General features: G+C 36.0%; 11 protein-coding genes. 8 read left to right on the top strand and 3 right to left on the bottom strand.

The genetic code is table 11. The annotated features are described in order from the left end of the window. Positions 1-105: 105 nt before the first annotated feature. From E4665_RS17225 to E4665_RS17215, 3 genes are all read right to left on the bottom strand, one after another. Complete coding sequence (locus E4665_RS17225; RefSeq protein ID WP_206663600.1) at positions 106-561, bottom strand: rolling circle replication-associated protein; 456 nt, start codon at positions 559-561, stop codon at positions 106-108. A gap of 194 nt (positions 562-755) precedes the next feature. Beyond that, entirely contained in the window at positions 756-2105 is a 1350-nt protein-coding gene (locus E4665_RS17220; RefSeq protein ID WP_167815242.1) for a helicase HerA-like domain-containing protein, read from the bottom strand. Positions 2106-2127: 22 nt separating this feature from the next. Beyond that, complete coding sequence (locus E4665_RS17215; protein ID WP_135350040.1) at positions 2128-2460, bottom strand: hypothetical protein; 333 nt, start codon at positions 2458-2460, stop codon at positions 2128-2130. 261 nt (positions 2461-2721) lie between these two features. On the opposite strand from E4665_RS17215, the gene E4665_RS17210 reads away from it, so the two are divergent. From E4665_RS17210 to E4665_RS17175, 8 genes are all read left to right on the top strand, one after another. Further along, on the top strand, positions 2722-3588 hold the full coding sequence (locus E4665_RS17210; RefSeq protein ID WP_135350039.1) for a helix-turn-helix domain-containing protein: 867 nt from the start codon (positions 2722-2724) through the stop codon (positions 3586-3588). 345 nt (positions 3589-3933) lie between these two features. Continuing rightward, the gene (locus E4665_RS17205; RefSeq protein WP_135350038.1) at positions 3934-8721 is read left to right on the top strand and encodes a DEAD/DEAH box helicase; all 4788 of its coding nucleotides are present in this window, start codon (positions 3934-3936) and stop codon (positions 8719-8721) included. A gap of 533 nt (positions 8722-9254) precedes the next feature. After that, positions 9255-11774, top strand: a complete 2520-nt coding sequence (locus tag E4665_RS17200; protein ID WP_135350037.1) for a site-specific DNA-methyltransferase — start codon at positions 9255-9257, stop codon at positions 11772-11774. Further along, a complete protein-coding gene (locus tag E4665_RS17195; protein WP_135350036.1) occupies positions 11774-14569 on the top strand; it encodes a BPTD_3080 family restriction endonuclease in 2796 nt (931 codons plus the stop codon). Before E4665_RS17200 ends, E4665_RS17195 begins: the two co-directional genes overlap by 1 nt. A 76-nt stretch (positions 14570-14645) precedes the next feature. Beyond that, positions 14646-14858 carry a hypothetical protein gene (locus E4665_RS17190; RefSeq protein WP_135350035.1) on the top strand — a complete coding sequence of 71 codons (213 nt, stop codon included), beginning with the start codon at positions 14646-14648 and terminating at the stop codon, positions 14856-14858. Next, the gene (locus E4665_RS17185; protein ID WP_206663599.1) at positions 14855-15817 is read left to right on the top strand and encodes a hypothetical protein; all 963 of its coding nucleotides are present in this window, start codon (positions 14855-14857) and stop codon (positions 15815-15817) included. The genes E4665_RS17190 and E4665_RS17185 overlap by 4 nt, the downstream gene beginning before the upstream one ends. Positions 15818-15820: 3 nt before the next feature. Continuing rightward, positions 15821-16306, top strand: a complete 486-nt coding sequence (locus E4665_RS17180; RefSeq protein WP_135350034.1) for a hypothetical protein — start codon at positions 15821-15823, stop codon at positions 16304-16306. Further along, entirely contained in the window at positions 16293-18359 is a 2067-nt protein-coding gene (locus E4665_RS17175) for a coiled-coil domain-containing protein (RefSeq protein WP_135350033.1), read from the top strand. Before E4665_RS17180 ends, E4665_RS17175 begins: the two co-directional genes overlap by 14 nt. Positions 18360-18582 lie beyond the last annotated feature (223 nt).

Raw genomic sequence — 18582 nt, 5'->3', positions numbered from 1 at the left:
GACACCATCGAATGCTTCGAAGCTCCGGATCACGGACGGGTACTGGGTGAACTCACAAAGAAGCAAAAGGCGCTCTATGATGCTCTCGGTGTAAGTTATCCATCGTTATAAATTCCGGGAATTCAGGTTAAAAAGCATGACGTGGTAATGAATTGCTCCACGTTTTTGAAGCTCCCAAACGGCTAAATACTTTAATTGTGCTTTTTTCTTTTTATTCATGAAATAATTTAGACGCTTAATAAATTTTTTGAACTCGTAGTTTGTAACGCTTATGTCCTGGATGTTCTCTCTAAAAGTCAAGGTCATGAAGCTTGTGTGATTGTCAAAATTAACATCTATTAATCGAGCAATAGTCCAACGTTCATTGAGATAATGTTTTTTCATTCGTTCAATCCGGATTTGCTTTTCATCAACAGTTGCATCTTGAAAACTGGTTCTCTTGTATCTACATTGTTTTTCATTTTCTGGTTTTTTAAAGCCGTATGCTATTGGTTCGCCGTACTCATAAATCTCAGTGATTGAGGAAATGATGACTTTCGTATTATAAAAACGAGTCATCATTCTCAATTCCTTTTCGGAGAATTATTTTCTCCCTAAGTTTGTTTATATAACAAGTTAACCGCTGCGTCGCTTTGCTCCTTGCGTTGCATTGTCTAATGTCTGGGAACGCGCTTCGCTTAGGACGTTCCACTCTGCATGTTCCATGCAGCCTATTTCCCACACATCAGCCAACGTGCAATTAGCGATCGTAACAGCTAATTTTTATATTCTTCTTGGGCAAATTGTTGTTCACCAAGTTGTAAGAAATGTGCAAGTGTTTCTTCATAATTTATACTATCCATATCAATATATGGCGCTTCAAAAGGGTGTGGGTTCGACCAGTTAAGTCCATCAATGTAAATGTACCCTTTACCTGTACCAACTTCAGCAGACGGTAGACTGTCCCAATCGTCACCCAGAGTCATATGATAGCCACTCTTGGACATTTTCCCTAATGCAATACGTAAGCCCATCTGATCACGGATCGCTGTTGGAACGGCTTCTGCCATGGGTTTCTGGGTGCTAAGAATGACGTAAATACCCGCTTGGCGGCCCATCATAATTATTTGTTTGAGATGGTCTTCAACTTCCTTTGCAATCTTTTTATCCATTGCCATAAATGATGCAATTTCGTCGAAAATCAAAACTATAGGACGGAGATTGTATGAAATATAATTTTGACCACGCTTTCCGTGCTTCGAACTAAAAAAGTTTTCGTATCTATCATTCATGAGATTAACAAGCCTTGAAGTCATTTTTGCTATTTGTCCGGGTGTATTGACCACACTAGAATCACTGTTGGGAATCCAATATTTGAGTCCAGATAGATCACTGCGTTTTGGGTCTGCTATAAATAGATCTGCACCTTGGTGGGCAAAAAATAGCATCATCTCATAAACCATAGTCGTTTTTCCACTTCCAGTTGCACCGCATATTATGGCATGGGGATTTTTCACAAAATCCCAAGCCTTAAATTCATCCAACAAAATTTTATAGTGTTTATCTGTAAGGTCTGAAGGATTGTAGAGATGAATGCGTTCTGGCTTTTTTATTGTAAGTTTATAGGCGGTTTTTTCAGGACTTTGTTCATTTTTGTCCTCAAGAGGTAACCCTAGGGCAGATTCTAGGATTTCTCCCAAGTCATTGGCACTTTTTGTATAACGTGCGCCTGCTGAATACGTTTCGACAATTAGAAAACGACCCTTGTAATAAAATACAAATTTGAGACTTGAGATAATTCTTTTATGTCTGCGTTTCACTTCAGAGATGTAGAAATCATTAGTTTTGATCACTTGAAGTAGTTTAGCTTTAATTCTTCGAACTTTTGAGAAACTAAATTTGCTGCTGTAATATGTCCAAAACCACATTGCCAAAGCTATAGACATGATAGATGTGTACACATAATTTGGATACTGCAAGGATAAATACTTATACGAAAATGATTGAGTTTCCCTCATGATTATGAGAATTCCAACGAATCCAATTGTCAACATTACTTTTTCTAGCAAAGTGATTGAGAATTGATATTTAACCGTGTGAAAATGTCTTTTTAAAATGGCTAACATTAAACCCCTCCTACAAATTTGTTTACTTCTCAGGATGGATGCTATTGGCTTTAAACGACAAACCAACTCTTCTATCTCGAGTAACGTAAGCATTGGCTGAAAGATCCTCCATAATAACGGGTATAGGGTTGTCATTTTGAAACTGTTCTTTTTTGATAGATGGGCTGCTTTCTTCCACCTTTATTGAAATTTTGTCCCACGTGGATGCACTTAAAATTACTTGATAGCGATAGCCAGCAATTTCATCAGTTTTTTCACCATTTTCATATTTTGTATATGGCTCTGGTGCCTCAACAACAAGTCCTTTTTTTCCAAGCTTACTTGCGTCTAACAAATCTCGAACATTGATACTCATAGTTTGTGACTCCTTTAAAATTAGAATTATAAAGACAAAATAAGAACAGTTGGTATTAAACGCATAGAAATTTTTCCACCCTTTTTATTGAGTATTTGTATTAAACAAATCACCTCTTTGATATAATGAATAGTTGTAAGAAGAAATAAAAGTTGTGCAAAAATAATTTTTATTACGTATTAAACGCAACCTCAAGTAAAAATATAAACATAAATTATTGAAAAGTCAATTGAATTTTTTGTTTTTTTGGAGGGTTAACGAATGGCTAAATACAACAAAGAAACTATAGGCAAAAGGATCAAAAAAGTCAGGCAAGAATTGGGCTATAGTATGGAAAAATTTGGTGAAATCGTGGATTCTGTTTCTAAGGGAACAGTAAGCCATTGGGAGAATGGAACCAACCTTCCAAACGAATACAGAATGGAAAAGATCGCTAAATTAGTTGGAAAAGATATTGAGTGGCTAAAATATGGAACAATGGATGAGTACATTCTGGAGAAATTATATTTGTTTGAGGATTATTTAAAAGATCCAGCATTTTACGATCAATTAGTTACTAAATTAAAGAAAAATAAAGTCAAAGTCGGGGATTTTGATAATTTAATAAAGATTGTGGCAACGGTAAGGCCTGAACTCAAAGACAAAAATATTACGAAAGCAACAATAGAAAATGAAGAAAAAACAAAGGATGAAATTTATAGTTACGAAATTGTAAATAATAAACATTTTATAGACGTATATGTACCAATGTTAGATGGTTTATTTGCTCAAGAATCAAAAATCGAAAATGATCTAAATAGGTATAACGATCAAATTTTAATGAGAACACTTGATATGCTTGATAGAATGAATCCACAAACGAAAGAGAAAATGAATGAGGTTATGAAAATAATTTCTTGGATAGCCACAAATAATATTTTTAGATTAGAAATACAAGAAATCTCACAGAGAGCTGTTTACGGGGGATTTACTTATGGTTCTTATGAAAAGCAAAAGGATAGAAACCTAAAAGAAATTAAGAAGGATCTAAAACAATTGACAGGGAAAGTATCAGACTTACTTAATGAAATTTGCATGGAGAATTATAATGAATTTCAGAAAAAAGAATATAAATCATTATTTAGGTAGATAGGAGTTGATTGGTTTTATTGTGATAAACTTCCGATGATTGTATACAAGAATAAAAAGATAATGAAAAGATTTATTCCTTATTTTGAGTCGGAAAAATTTTGCTCCATACAAAGGGCTTAAAAATCTATCTTTAATGTTAAAATGTGATGATTCATTATAGAGGTGCTTATCATATCTTTTATGATAATTTGTACCTACAAAAATAAATCGATAAAGACAGCAAATAACAATTTATTCCAGTTAAAATAAGTTTTTTTTAAAATATGAGAGCAAATATTAATTTATTTTTGAAGTAAGATAAAAATTAGGTGTCTTAATTATTTCGATTGGAGTCTGATTAAAATGGCAACAATTACAGATCTTTTAGATGAGTTTAGAGAAGCGGCGCATACCAAAAGAGAAAAAGGTACTTTATTTGAAAAATTAATAGTTAAATATTTACTCACTGATCCTCAGTTTGACCAATTAGGAGATGTTTGGTTATGGAATGATTGGCCTGATCATTGGGGACAAGATGTAGGAATTGATATTGTAGCACAAGTGAATGAAACTGATGAATATTGGGCTATTCAGTGCAAATTCTTTGAGCCAAAACATTGTGTTCATAAGAAAGATATTGATTCTTTTTTTACAGCTTCAGGGAAACGCTTTATGACAAATAATGGCGAGCGTTCATTTATAAATCGATTAATAATATCGACTACTGATCTATGGAGCAAAAATGCTGAACAAGCATTAGATAATCAGGCAATCGAAGTCCATCGCTTAGGAATGCAACAATTGATAGATAGTCCAATTAATTGGGATCAGTTTTCATTAAAAAATCGTACTGCTATGCCATTGCTTGAAAAGAAAAAAATGAGGGGACACCAGCTAAAAGCATTGGAGGCAACTGTGAGTGGATTCAAAAACCATGATCGTGGTAAATTGATTATGGCTTGTGGAACAGGCAAGACACTTGTGTCCTTAAGAATTGCTGAGACTGTTACTCCTGATAATGGGCTTGTATTATTCCTTGCACCATCAATTTCATTAATTTCTCAATCTTTACAATCATGGAAAGCTGATGCCCAGTCTTCATTTAATGCATTTGTTGTGTGTTCAGATAGTAAAGTCGGGAAAGATGAGGAAGACATTCATACATATGATATCGCTTATCCAGCTACTACTAATTCAAAGAAATTAATAACTGCAATAAAAAAAATTAAAAATAAAAAAAGAAAAGTAATATTCTCAACATACCAGTCCCTTCAAGTTGTTGCCGATGCTCAATCTATGGGACTTTCTGAATTTGATCTTATTATTTGTGATGAGGCACATCGTACTACAGGTGTTACTCTCATGAATCAAGATGAATCAGAATTTGTGAAAGTGCATGTTCAAGAAGTTATTCGCAGTAAAAAACGTCTCTATATGACTGCAACACCACGAATATATAACGATAAATCTAGGAATAAAGCTGACAGAAATAATGCAAAACTTTATTCAATGGATGATGAAAAGATATATGGCCCTGAGTTTTATCGCCTGGGGTTTGGAGAAGCTGTACACCTTGGTTTACTTGCAGAGTATAAAGTTTTGATAGTTGCCGTAAATGAAGAGAAGATGGCCGCGCTCGCAAATGATTATAATTCTAATGTTTATAAAATTGATTCAAAGAAGGCTATAGATAGCGAATTTGCTGCCAAAATCATTGGTAGCTGGAAGGGATTATCAAAAAATGGTCTAGTGGAAGTTGACAATGATGGAGAATTGAATTCTTATGAGGATACTGTTCCAATGCAAAGAGCGGTTGCTTTTTCCAGAACAATTAAAAATTCAAAAAGTACAACAGAAACATTTTCTGACCTTGTAAATATTTACTCGGAATCTCACGAAGTTCAAAGAGAGATGATACGCTGTGAACTTAAACATGTGGATGGAACAATGAACACACTGGTACGGCAAAAAGAGTTAAATTGGTTAAAAGAAAATACTGAAGAAAATGTATGCAGAATTTTGTCCAATGCTCGTTGCTTGTCAGAGGGGATTGATGTTCCAGCCTTAGACGCCGTCATTTTTTTTAATACCCGTGATTCAATTGTTGATATCGTTCAATCGGTTGGAAGGGTTATGAGGAAACCGAATGACAAAAAAAAGTTCGGCTATATTATTCTCCCTGTGTGTATTCCTACTTCAAAAATAAGTGACTATAACAATTATATAGAAAATGATAAGCAATTTAAGGGTGTTTGGAAAGTTATAAAGGCTTTAAGAGCGCATGACGAATCACTCGTCGATGAAGCGGAGTTTAAGAAGAAAATAAAAGTTGTAAGTGTACTAAATGATAGTGATGAGCCAAAAAACAATAATGATAGTGAATTGAATGTACAGATTTCTTTTTCGAAAGAAATACCAATTGAAGAAATTTCAAATGCCGTATATGCAGCCATCCCTAAAAAACTAGAGGATACAGATTATTGGATATCTTGGGCGGAAAATGTTGCAGATATAGCTCAAAAAATTACTGTAAGAATAATAACGTTGCTGGAGAAGGAAGAAGCAAAAAAGAGATTTTCGGAATTCTTGTTTGGTCTTCGGGAAAATATTAATCCAAAGGTAACCAAAGAGGACGCAATTGAAATGCTGACACAGCATGTTATTACGAGACCTATTTTTGATGCACTATTCGAGCACTATAAATTCACTAAAAATAACCCTGTTTCAAAGTCAATGCAAAAAATGATAGAAATCATGGATGACAATGTTGTTGACAGTGAGGTTGAAACACTGGAAGGATTTTATAAAAATGTTCGTCAGTATACTAAGTATGCAAAGAGCGATAAATCAAGGCAAAACCTTATTAAAAGTTTATATGATACATTTTTCAAAAATGCTTTTCCAGACATGGCTGAACGTTTAGGTATTGTTTACACTCCAGTTGAGATAGTAGATTTTATACTAAACAGTGTTGAATACATTTTACAAAAATATTTTCATAAAAAAATTACAGAAAGAGATGTTCACGTTCTGGATCCTTTTACTGGGACAGGGACATTTATTGTACGTCTATTACAATCTGGTCACATTGCAAAAGAAGACTTGCTATACAAATATAAAAACGAGTTACATGCTAATGAAATTGTTTTGTTAGCATACTATATTGCAGCAATAAATATTGAGACAACCTTTCATACGTTAGCTGGAGAATACAGCCCGTTTGACGGAATAGTTTTAGCGGACACATTTCAAATGTCAGAAAAGCCAGATTGGGTAGACAAACAAACATTGCCAGAAAATAATGAAAGGCTTAAGAAGCAGAACGAAAAAGATATTCGCGTTGTTTTTGGTAACCCTCCATATTCGGGTAAGCAGAAAATGCAAAATGATAATAATCAAAATATAAAATATAAAACTTTAGATTCACACATTAGAGAATCATATGCTAAACAATCAAGTAGCACTAATTTAAGAAGTCTTTATGATTCTTATATCCGTGCTATTAGATGGTCTTCTGATCGAATCAAAAATAGTGGAATCGTGGCATTTGTGCATAATTCATCACTTATTAGAGCTAAAAATATGGATGGACTTCGCAAGTGTCTTAATAAGGAATTTAGTTATATTTATGTGTTTAATTTACTTGGGGATGCCAGCAAACAAGGTGAAGAGAGAAGAGATGAGGGTGGCGGAGTATTTGGTGCTGGTTCTAAAATTCCTGTTTCTATAACGATTATGGTTAAAGATCCAAAATATCAAGGTGATTGTAAATTGTATTATAACGAGATTGGTACTCGTTTAAATACAATTCAAAAATTAAACTATATTGAAGAAATTGATAGCATTAAGAATTTGTCATGGAAGATACTTAGACCAAATCAATTGGGCGATTGGATAAATCAACGAGATCCTTCTTTTATGAATTTATTAGCTTTAGGAGAAAAAAATAAGGGAAACTCTAAAACAATTTTTTCAAAATATTCACAAGGCGTACTTAGTGGGCGAGATGCATGGGTCTATAATTTCTCTGCTGATAAAATAAAAGAAAATATGTTTGATATGATCAAAAACTATAACTTGGAAACTGACAAATATATAAAAATGTGTTCTCAAAAGGTTAAAGTTGAAAAACCGAGAATAGAAGATATTGTAAATTTAGATCCCCAAAAAATAAATTGGACAAGGGCATTAAAAAAGAGTGCTTCTATTGGGAATAAATATACTTTTGATCCTTCATTAATTGTTACGGCTATGTATAGACCCTTTGTAAAGCAACGATTATATTTCAATCGACGTTTTAATGAATATGTCAACCTTAATCAAGAAATTTTTCCAACAAGAAACCACGACAATATAGTAATTATTGTTTCAGGCACAGGAGCTAAAAAATCATTTGGCACATTCGTATCTTCCTCTGTTGCAGATTTCCAAGCAATGGACAATGGTCAATGTTTTCCACTATACTGGTATGAAAAAAAGGATGAAAAGAAAGGATATCAAATTAACTTATTTGATAACAATCAGAATGATACTAATGACTCATATATAAAAAAAGAAACAATAACGGATTGGGCCCTTAAATTATTTCAAGATCAATATCGTGATAAATCTATCAATAAAATAGACATTTTTTGGTATGTATTTGGGGTACTGAATTCATCTGAATATCAGCAAAGATTCTCTGTTGATCTTAAGTTAATGTTACCAAGAATTCCTTTAGTAAAAGATTTTTGGGCATTTAGTAATAGTGGGAAAAGAATAGGAGTGCTGCAACTTAACTATGAAAGCGTAACTCCGTGGCCATTAGAGGAAGAAAAAACAGCTTTATTAACAGATTATAAAGTCTCTAAAATGCGATTTGAAAAGCAGAATAAAAAGTTAAATAAGAAAGCCATTGTTATCAATGATACCTTAACATTAAGAGGAGTACCTCTTGAGGCTTATGATTTTATAGTTAATGGAAAGTCTGCAATCGAGTGGATAATGGATCGCTATTCAATAACTATTGACAATAAAAGTGGGATCCAAAATAATCCAAATGATTGGTCTCAAGATCCTGTCTATATAATCAATTTACTTAAACGTATCGTGAGAATAAGTGTAGAGTGTGTCGATATTATTAAACAACTTCCATCATTAGATGAGTTTTGAAATAATTTATTATCAATTAATAAGAGATTAGTGAAGGCGGTGAAGGTAGAAATCAAATAATAGTGATAGCTTTTTGAAAGCAATATAATCAAATTTAGGATAAAATAAATAAATCAATTCGCTATAGATGTTGATAAATCAGTATTAATGCTCTAAATAATATTTGCCATTTCTTGAGTGGGAATAAAAGGCAAATACAAATTGGAGCGAGAATGCCTATTTAACAACATTTGTTACGATGTGAAATGGATAAAAACTGTTAAAAATGATATGGTTCCCTGCCAAATCCCTGCCAAAGAATCTAATTTGGTGGGGGTTTTTGTATTTACAAATTCTACTCAGAATATCAAAATAGACCCATACACTATTCTTCTTTTATCATTAATACTATTAGTTCTACATCAACAATAGGCCAATAAATAAGTAGTTTTGTAAATGATGAAATTTTCATTTTGTAGGTTGTTTTTAATTAAATAAACGAATAGCATTAATTTTAGATAAATTAATGTGGTATGTATAGGGGGAATATGAAAATGCCACGAGGCCGTAAAAAACAAGATGAAATTGACGGCAATAATATGCGTGAAATAGAAACTTATGAACACAAAAATAAAAAACGCAGTAATAATCCTCCAGTAGGGATGGGACAATACGATAAATCGGCAGAATCAAAGAAAAAATATGAATTTGACCCGTATCTTGACCCTACTCTGCAATGGGCAGGCAAGGCAGAAGGAATGTCGTTTGATGTACCAACCTCTTCAATACATATCCATGAATCTATTAAACCACATAAAATCATTCGCTCGGTTCAAGCTATTGGGGACGATTACCAAGATCCGCAGCTAAGTTTTTTCGAGACACCTGTGGAACGTATGCGTCGTCGCAGAGAGGCAATTGAATTCTACCGGCATGGTGTTGATTGGACGAATCGACTGATTGCCGGAGACAGTCTCGTTATTATGAATTCCCTTTTGGAAAAAGAGGGTATGGCTAGGCAGGTGCAGATGGTTTTTATTGACCCGCCTTATGGTATCAAATATGGTTCTAATTTTCAGCCTTTCGTGGGTAAACGGGATGTAAAAGATCGGAAAGATGAGGACTTGACTCAAGAACCCGAAATGATTAAGGCCTTTCGTGATACTTGGGAACTTGGAATCCATTCTTATCTAACTTATCTGCGTAACAGACTGTTGCTTGTGCGGGAGTTGCTGGCGGATAGCGGAAGCGTGTTTATTCAGATTAGTGATGAAAACCTTCATCACGTAAGAGAACTTTGTGATGAAATATTTGGTGCAACAAATTTTATTTCAATAATACCTTTCAGAAAAAAAACCATGCCACTTGGCTCCAACTTTTTAGAAAGAATGCACGATTATTTAGTTTGGTATGGAAAGGATGCCAAGCAGACAAAATATCACCAACTTTTCAATTTTCAAAATATTGAGGGCGACATTCATTGGGGCCTAGTTGAATTGCCAAATGGCGAGCGTCGCAAGATGACAAATGATGAATTGAATAATCATTCAATGTTGCCAAAAGGATCGCGGGTTTTCAGATTGGTTCCTTTATGGCCTGTAAGTTTTAGTGCAAATGCAGTATATGACGTTGAATTTAATGGAAAAACATATAAGCCTCCTGTGGGACAATGCTGGGTAACTAATCCGGATGGTATGCGTAAACTGATTGCAAACAACCGCATCATGCCTGAGGGGGATGGTAATCTCAGATATGTCTATTATCTAGATGATTATCCACTTAAAAAAGCTGTAAGTTTTTGGGATGATACTGTAGGGGCAAGAAATCAAAGCTATGTTGTTCAAACGGCTGTTAAGGTTATACAGCGTTGCATAGTTATGACCACTGATCCAGGTGATCTCGTTCTAGACATTACTTGCGGTAGCGGAACTACTGCCTATGCTGCCGAGCAGTGGGGACGACGCTGGATCACCTGTGATACCTCCCGTGTCGCTATTGTTCTTGCCAAACAGCGGCTTATGACGGCCACCTTTGATTATTACAAGCTCGCACACCCGGGACAGGGTGTTGGCAGTGGCTTTATTTATCGTACCATTCCTAGAATAGCGTTAAAAACAATTGCAAATGGAGAACCTCCGGCCATTGAAGTTCAGTACGACCAGCCGGAAATTGACAAAACCAAGGCGCGAATCACTGGCCCTTTCACTGTAGAAGCTCTTCCTGCCCCTGTGGTAAAACCTCTGGATGCGGTAGCAGCGCTAGACGATATCAGCGCCAAACAAGCTGATTGGCGTGGCGAATTACTGGCGACGGGCATTCGTGGACGGAATGGCGCGAAAATCGAATTTTCTCGCGTGGAACCGATCTCCGGAACCAAATTTTTGCAGGCAGAGGCGGAAACAAAGGAAAATACGCCTCGGCGGGCGGCAGTCTGCTTCGGCAGCGAATCAAAACCGTTGGATTCCCGCATGGTTTCTCTTGCTTTGGATGAAGCAGAAAATTTGCGTCCAAAAGTGAGTCTGATTATTTTTGCCGCGTTCCAGTTTGATCCGGAAGCGGCCAAAGACATTGATGAAACCAGTTGGCCAGGAATTACAATGTTGAAAGTTCAGATGAATACCGATCTGATGACGGAAGACCTTAAGAAGAAACGCTCCTCTAATGAAAGCTTCTGGCTAGTAGGACAACCTGATGTGGAGCTTTTACCTATTGACAAGGGTAAAGATAAGGGCAAATACAAAGTTCGTGTCAATGGTTTCGACTATTACAATGTTAAAACTGGCACTATTGATTCAGGCAACACTAACCGCATTGCTATGTGGATGTTGGACACCGATTATGATGGGCTGTGTATTGAACCAATGCAGGTTTTCTTTCCTATGAGCGGTAAAAAAGATGGCTGGAATAAACTTGCCAAAACATTGCGTGCGGAAATTAACCAGGATTTAATCGGAAAATATGCAGGAAACGAATCGCTACCGTTTAAAGTTGACAGTAATAGTCAGATTGCTGTGAAAATTATTGATGACCGTGGAATAGAAAGTCTTAAGGTGATAAAGGTAGGTGAACTTTAATGGCGGGTATTGATCGACTTATTATCAATTCCGCTTTCCGTGAGCCGGAATATCACTGGAAATATAACAATCAAACACAAAGTTTTGATAGGGAATCAGGAAGACGTCCTGCTGGATATTTTGTTGCTGGACAGGGCTCTAATCAATATAATGACATTGGACAATTCATAGAATTGCCTCTTGTTAATCATATTCGTCCGCGTGTTAAGGCGTGGCGGGAAAATGGCTATCCCGGAGTTACAGGTATGACAAAAAGGCTGCTGGATCATTGGAATGATGCAGATGCGCGTCAATATCAGTTTTTCTTTTGTCAGTTGGATGCGATGGAAACGCTAGTTTGGTTAACAGAGGCAAGAGAAGCGGAGAAAAATGGTATTGTAATCCCGAGCGATGGCGGAGAATTTAAAAGAATTTGTACTAAGCTATGTACTGGTGGTGGTAAAACTACAGTTATGGCTATGCTGATTGCTTGGCAGGTAATCAACAAAACTGCATATCCGCAGGATAAACGCTTTACCAAAAACGTCTTCATTGTTGCACCAAACTTGACGGTTAAAAGCCGTTTACAAGTACTGCAAACGGGCGGTGATGATAACTATTATACGCAGTTCAATATTGTACCGGCTGGATTAATGGAAAAGCTAAGGCAGGGTAAAGTACTGATAGAAAACTGGCAGTCTCTGGCGTGGGAAAGCCAAGAACAGCTTCAAAAGCGGAAAAGTGTTGATAAGCGTGGTGTGAAAAGTGACGAAGCTTATACTCGTGAAGTCTTGGGCGAAATGGCAAATGCACAGAACATTTTAGTAATCAACGACGAAGCGCATCATGCATGGCGTAAAAACCCTGAAGTAAAAATTTCCCTAAAAGGTCAGGATAGAAAAGCATACGTGGAAAATGAAGCACAGGCTACAGTCTGGATCAACGGTCTTGATCGTATTAATAAAACACGCAACATATTAACTTGCTATGATTTTTCCGCTACGCCATTTGCTCCATCTGGCAAAAAGAATGATGAAGAAGCGTTGTTTAGCTGGATTGTGAGCGACTTTGGACTTAATGATGGTATCGAATCAGGTTTGGTTAAAACGCCAAGGATAGTTGTCCGTGATGATAGCGTTCCTGATCCGGAAACGTTCAAATCAAAACTGTATCATATTTATGCTGATGAAACTGTCCGAGATGATATCAATCGACCTTCTGCCCCAGAAGAACCATTGCCTGATTTGTTGGTACAAGCTTATTATCTTCTGGGCAAAGACTGGTTGGAAATATATAAGTCTTGGAAAGAACAAGGTGCTGTTGTTCCTCCAGTGATGATTACTGTAGCAAATCGAACTGAAACAGCTGCACGTATTAAGTATGCTTTTGACCATAAAAGAATTCAGATTGAAGAACTATGTATCCCCCAGCACACAATTCACATTGACTCAAAGACGATGGAAGCAGCACAGGACGATATTAATTTAGATTTGGAATCAGAAGCTAATGAATCGACTAGAAAACTCAGCAAAAAAGATTTGGCTGCTATTTTAAGAGATACAGTGGATACGGTCGGTCAACGTGGAAAGCGTGGCGAGCAGGTACGAAATGTTATTTCCGTTGGCATGCTCTCTGAAGGATGGGATGCAAAAACAGTAACACACATTATGGGGCTTCGCGCATTTTCCAGCCAATTGCTATGTGAACAGGTAGTTGGTCGTGGGCTGCGCAGAACATCCTATGATTTAGCAGAAGGAAGTGATATATTTACCGCAGAATATGTAAATATATTTGGTATTCCTTTTACATTTTTACCACATGAATCTACAGAAAACGGTATTGCGCCGGTTCCCAAGGCAAAGACCCAGGTGGAAGCGCTGCAGGAAAAGTCCAGATATGAAATCAGTTGGCCTAATATCATACGCATTAACCGTGTGTTCTATCCAATACTTTCGGTGGATTTGAATCATATTGAACCATTGGTTCTGGATGCGGCACAGACACGCCTTCATGCAGAATTGTCTCCTGTCATTGATGGAAAAGTTGATTTGTTAACGTGTACCGACATCGATCTCGAAAAATTAGATTCGGAACTACGAATGCAGCGCATCGTTTTTGAAGCAGCTGGTCAGATTTATGATCTGATGAAATCGTCCTGGCAAAGTCAAGGAACCAAATATGCCCTGATTGGTCAAGTTATTAAGCTTGTTGAGCAATATTTGCAATCTGGTGTTATTGAAATTGAACCTCTACTTTTCAACACTGACCTAATAAGACAGAGAATTGTTTACATGCTTAACATGAACAAGATTGTGCAGCATCTGTGGAGTTTTATTAAATTAGAACAAACTGAGAAGCTAGTTCCGATTATCGATGCTAGTAAAAAGACTCGTAGCACTGGAGATATGATGACCTGGTTTACTAGTAAACCTTGTGCCATAACACAAAAATCACATATCAGCCACTGTGTATACGATAGCGCATGGGAATCTACCGAAAGCTTCAGACTTGAGAAAAATCTTAACGTTACTGCATGGGCAAAAAATGATCATCTCGGCTTTGAAATACTATATGTTTACGATGGTGTTGTACGAAAGTATACACCGGATTTCTTAGTCAAGCTTACAAATGGAAAAATGCTCGTTCTGGAAACAAAAGGGCAAGAGACTCGTCGAGACAAAGAAAAGCGAAAAGCTCTTGCTGAATGGGTGGAGGCCGTGAATGAGCTTGGCGAATATGGTGTTTGGTGTAATGATGTTTCTTACAATGTTGCTGATGTGGATGGAATCGTAAAGAAACATTTGGGGGGAGCCTGAATACTATTAAAAAGTGTTAAAAATTCTTTGTTTAAACAAAATAGACTGATGTTTATTTTGTAAGGAGGATTTTGACTTGAATGTGAAAAATTTTTCAAATGCTGGTGATAAACTGTATCTTATGCATAAAGAAGTTGTTGTAATAAGGGTTTATGAAATGTTCCAACTTTTAAAAATACGTTATACCGACAAAAGGAAAGAATTCTTTGTAGATATTTGTGCAGTGACGCACATTCCTGATGATACAGACTCAATATCACTAGGACTACTAAGGAGGGATAATGGTTGAGTGTTATGGATTTCATCGAAGGCTATATGACCGGTAATGCATGGGAAGAATTATGTGTTCAATGTTACAGAAATCGATATCGGGAAGTTCATTATACTGCGATCCCTGCCGTGCAGGGTGGCGATGGTGGAATTGAGGGCTTTACGGTTAATGGTATAGTTAACCAGTGCTATTGTCCTGAAAGAGAATATACGGACAAGGAACTATACGAGCATTTGAGAGAAAAAGTGTCGACTGACATCAAGAAGTTGCTTTCGCCTGAATATGCAAAAAGGTTAAGAAATTGGGGTGTTCCCCCTATTAAAGAATGGCATTTTGTGATTCCTGAGTACAAAGATGCCCGTATACTTGCACATGTTGAGTCAAAACGCAAAGAGGTTTTAGAGAAAAAAAAGAAAGACCCAACGGCCTACGCATATATCGACACAAATTTTAAAATATTGGTAAAATGTGCTGAGGAATTTGCCCCGGAAATCAGCAGAATTATACGCACCAATCTAACAGATATGAAATTAAATTTGGCAGTTATACATACGGGGACTCCTGATTGGTCAAAATGTGATTCTGTTAAAGTGGATAACATTCGCCGAAAAATCAAGGCAGTAATGCACGTTGAAGGTGATGCAGATGAAGACTTAAACTTGATAATTAACATGTATATTGAATTCTACATAAGCGGTTTGGAAATTATGAATACTCTTCGTATTGATTTTCCGGAGTTTTATGAGGACCTATTTAAGCTCGAGGAAAGTTATAAAAACGAAGTGAAGATTAAGACCAGGATGCATACAAACCGAGCAATGAACCAGGCACTATTTGATGAAATTCTGAACGAGTTTCAAGCAAAGCTTGAAAGGGATTTTTCAAAAGTGTTTACATTAGCATCCATTGGTGAGCTTAAGCAAGACCTAATCGCCAGTTGGCTTGCCGATTGTTCAATGGAATTCAGGAGTGTGTGAATTATGCCGGTAAATCCTCTGTTGCATGGTGACATTATTTTTAATGCAAAGCCAGATGCAGTACCATATAACTATCGTATTAGTTACAAAGTATCTCAAATTTGCTTAATAATGAGAATTTGCTCTTTTCAGGGGAGTTGTTCCTTAATTAAGCTGCACATGATTTCAGCAGCACTATGTACAAGAAATAATATGGACAAACTTTTGAAATTTGCAAACGAAGAGTTGTCAAATTCTCCGATTGTGAGATTTGATCCTTCAGTCAATAAAGCTCTAACTTTTTCTGTTGCATATGGATTTATAATGCAGCAGAAATCAGGCAACTACAAGCTCACTGACAAAGGAAGAAACCTTACTGATCAAATACAAGCGGTAGATGATCTCATGATTTCTGAAAAAATAGATCTTTCGCGACTATCAAAAAAACTTAGTGAAAAGAAAATTCAAGAGTTAACAGAAATATGGAGGTTTAATAATGCTGAAGATTAACAGACTACGAGTCGAAATCAATACTGTTAACGGGGTGTATGGTATTGATTCAACCTTCCATAGCGGTCTGAACTTTATTGCAAGTTCTGATAACACTTGTGGGAAAAGCTCTATTCTTGCAGCAATATACTATTGTCTTGGATTCGAACAGATTATCGGTGGAGTTGGTGGAATCGGAGAAAAAGTATTAACTTCTGTTTTTAAATCCACCATTGATGACAAAGGAAAAATATGTATGGTTACAGAATCTGGGGCATATTTAGAAATTACGAACGGAATCGAAACTATAACAATTTATCGTGCTGCTATGGCTTCAAATCGGGATAGCAGATTGATAACTGTTTATCAAGGGGCGTTCAATTCGTTGGGTGATCCTAAAACACAATCCGAAGATATGTATGTTAATGTCTCACATTCAGCAACAAGTGAAAAGGGATTTCATACTTATTTAGAAAATTTTCTACACTTAAACTTACCTGAGGTACGAACATCGGATGAAAATGAGCGAAAGCTGTATCTACAGGTAATATTCTCAAGTATGTTTATAGAGCAAAAGCATGGTTGGTCTGATATATTTTCTGGAATGCCAATTCTTGGAATTAAAGAATCTAAAAAGCGTGTCATAGAATTTTTGTTACACTTGGACACATTTAAAAACGAAAAAGAACGTGGCCGTTTAAAAATGGTTAAAGTTAAAATAAAAAATGAATGGGCGCAACTTATTGAAGAATTACAACAGAATGTACAGTCTGAATCTTGTTTGATTGAGAATTTGCCATTGCTTCCTCGTGTTTTATCTGACAGAGAGTATGCAAAAATAGATTTAACCACTGTTGAAGGCAAAACTATCAGTGAGGAGATTGCCCACCTTAACAAAGAGTATAATTCGTTAAGACAATTAAAACCGCGTGTTTTAGATAATTTTGATGCGCTAAATGAAGAACTTTCAAGATCTGAAAAAGATATTTTAGAATTTGAGTCACAGTTAGAAAACCTTGATATACATCTTTCACGTGAGAACAATGTGATATTTCGTTTGACAAAAGATCTGGAAATCGTAAATTCCGATATAAGGAATAATAATGATGCCGCTAGGTTGCAAAAATTTGGCTCAGAATCTACCGGAGAATTTTCTGCAAATATTTGCCCTGTATGTAACCAAGCTATTCACGACACTTTGCTTTTGACAAGTAACGATAATTTATTTATGAATATAGAAGATAATATTAGACATTTGAAAGCGCAAAAATCTGTGCTTGAATTTTCATTATCAAGTCATAGGCAAAATAAAGAGATCCAACAAAAACAGAGAACAAATATCGAATTTCGGCTTATTTCATTAAGGCGATTAGCACACACTTTAAGGTCAGATTTATTTACAACCACTAACACAGATGCATCAGAAGCTATTGCGCTTAAACGCATTGAGATTAGTCGTCGAATTGAAATCTTGAAACAATTGAATGGTTTGGTATCGTCGAAAATTAACAAATTGAAAAATTTGTCAAAACAATGGAATGACTATCTTGATAGATTGAAAAAGTTACCTATCAAAGGACTTTCAAATTTGGATACCGAGAAAATATCTCTTTTGAAAATGAAGTTTATAGAGAATCTGAAACTTTATCATTACAGTAGTCTCTCTAGTTTTGATGGAATCCAAATTTCAGAAGAATCATTTCTACCGACGATAGATGGCTTTGATATGAAATTTGACTCCTCAGCAAGTGATGGAGTCAGAGTAATATGGGCATTTACTATGGCACTTCTACAAGTGTCAATTGCAAAAGAAGGCAATCACCCAAACATTCTGGTATTTGATGAACCTGCGCAGCAAAGTATTGTTTCCGCAGATATGAGTAGTTTTATTAATTCTGTGATCAAATTAGGGAAAGACTGTCAGGTGATAATTGCAATTACACTGAATAGTGAAGAACTTGTGAGTATTATTAATGATCTTGACAAGAGGACATATAATAAAATCACGGTTACTGATAAGGCGTTCAAACTATTGGAGCCGAAAAATGTTAACGGCGATGATAATGCTATATAAGAGTAAGCGTCAAATAGCCCTCACTTTTTTCAAGGTGGGGGCTATTTGACGCTTACCTTGTGGAAGACATCCCTTATATTTTCTCAATAAAACGTGGGTCAAGTCCTTTTTTGTGTGTAAATTCATCTCAGGAAGGATAGAGTGATTAGCTTGGATAAATAGCTGTCACTTTACTAGAAGGAGTCGTTTTGGGCTGTTTGGCCTTCCAGTCAAAATAGTCTTC

The organism is Sporolactobacillus shoreae, assembly GCF_004684935.1.
Classification (GTDB): domain Bacteria; phylum Bacillota; class Bacilli; order Bacillales; family Sporolactobacillaceae; genus Sporolactobacillus; species Sporolactobacillus shoreae.
Note: the sequence above shows the minus strand (reverse complement) of the source record. Positions and strands in the feature narration are given on the sequence as shown.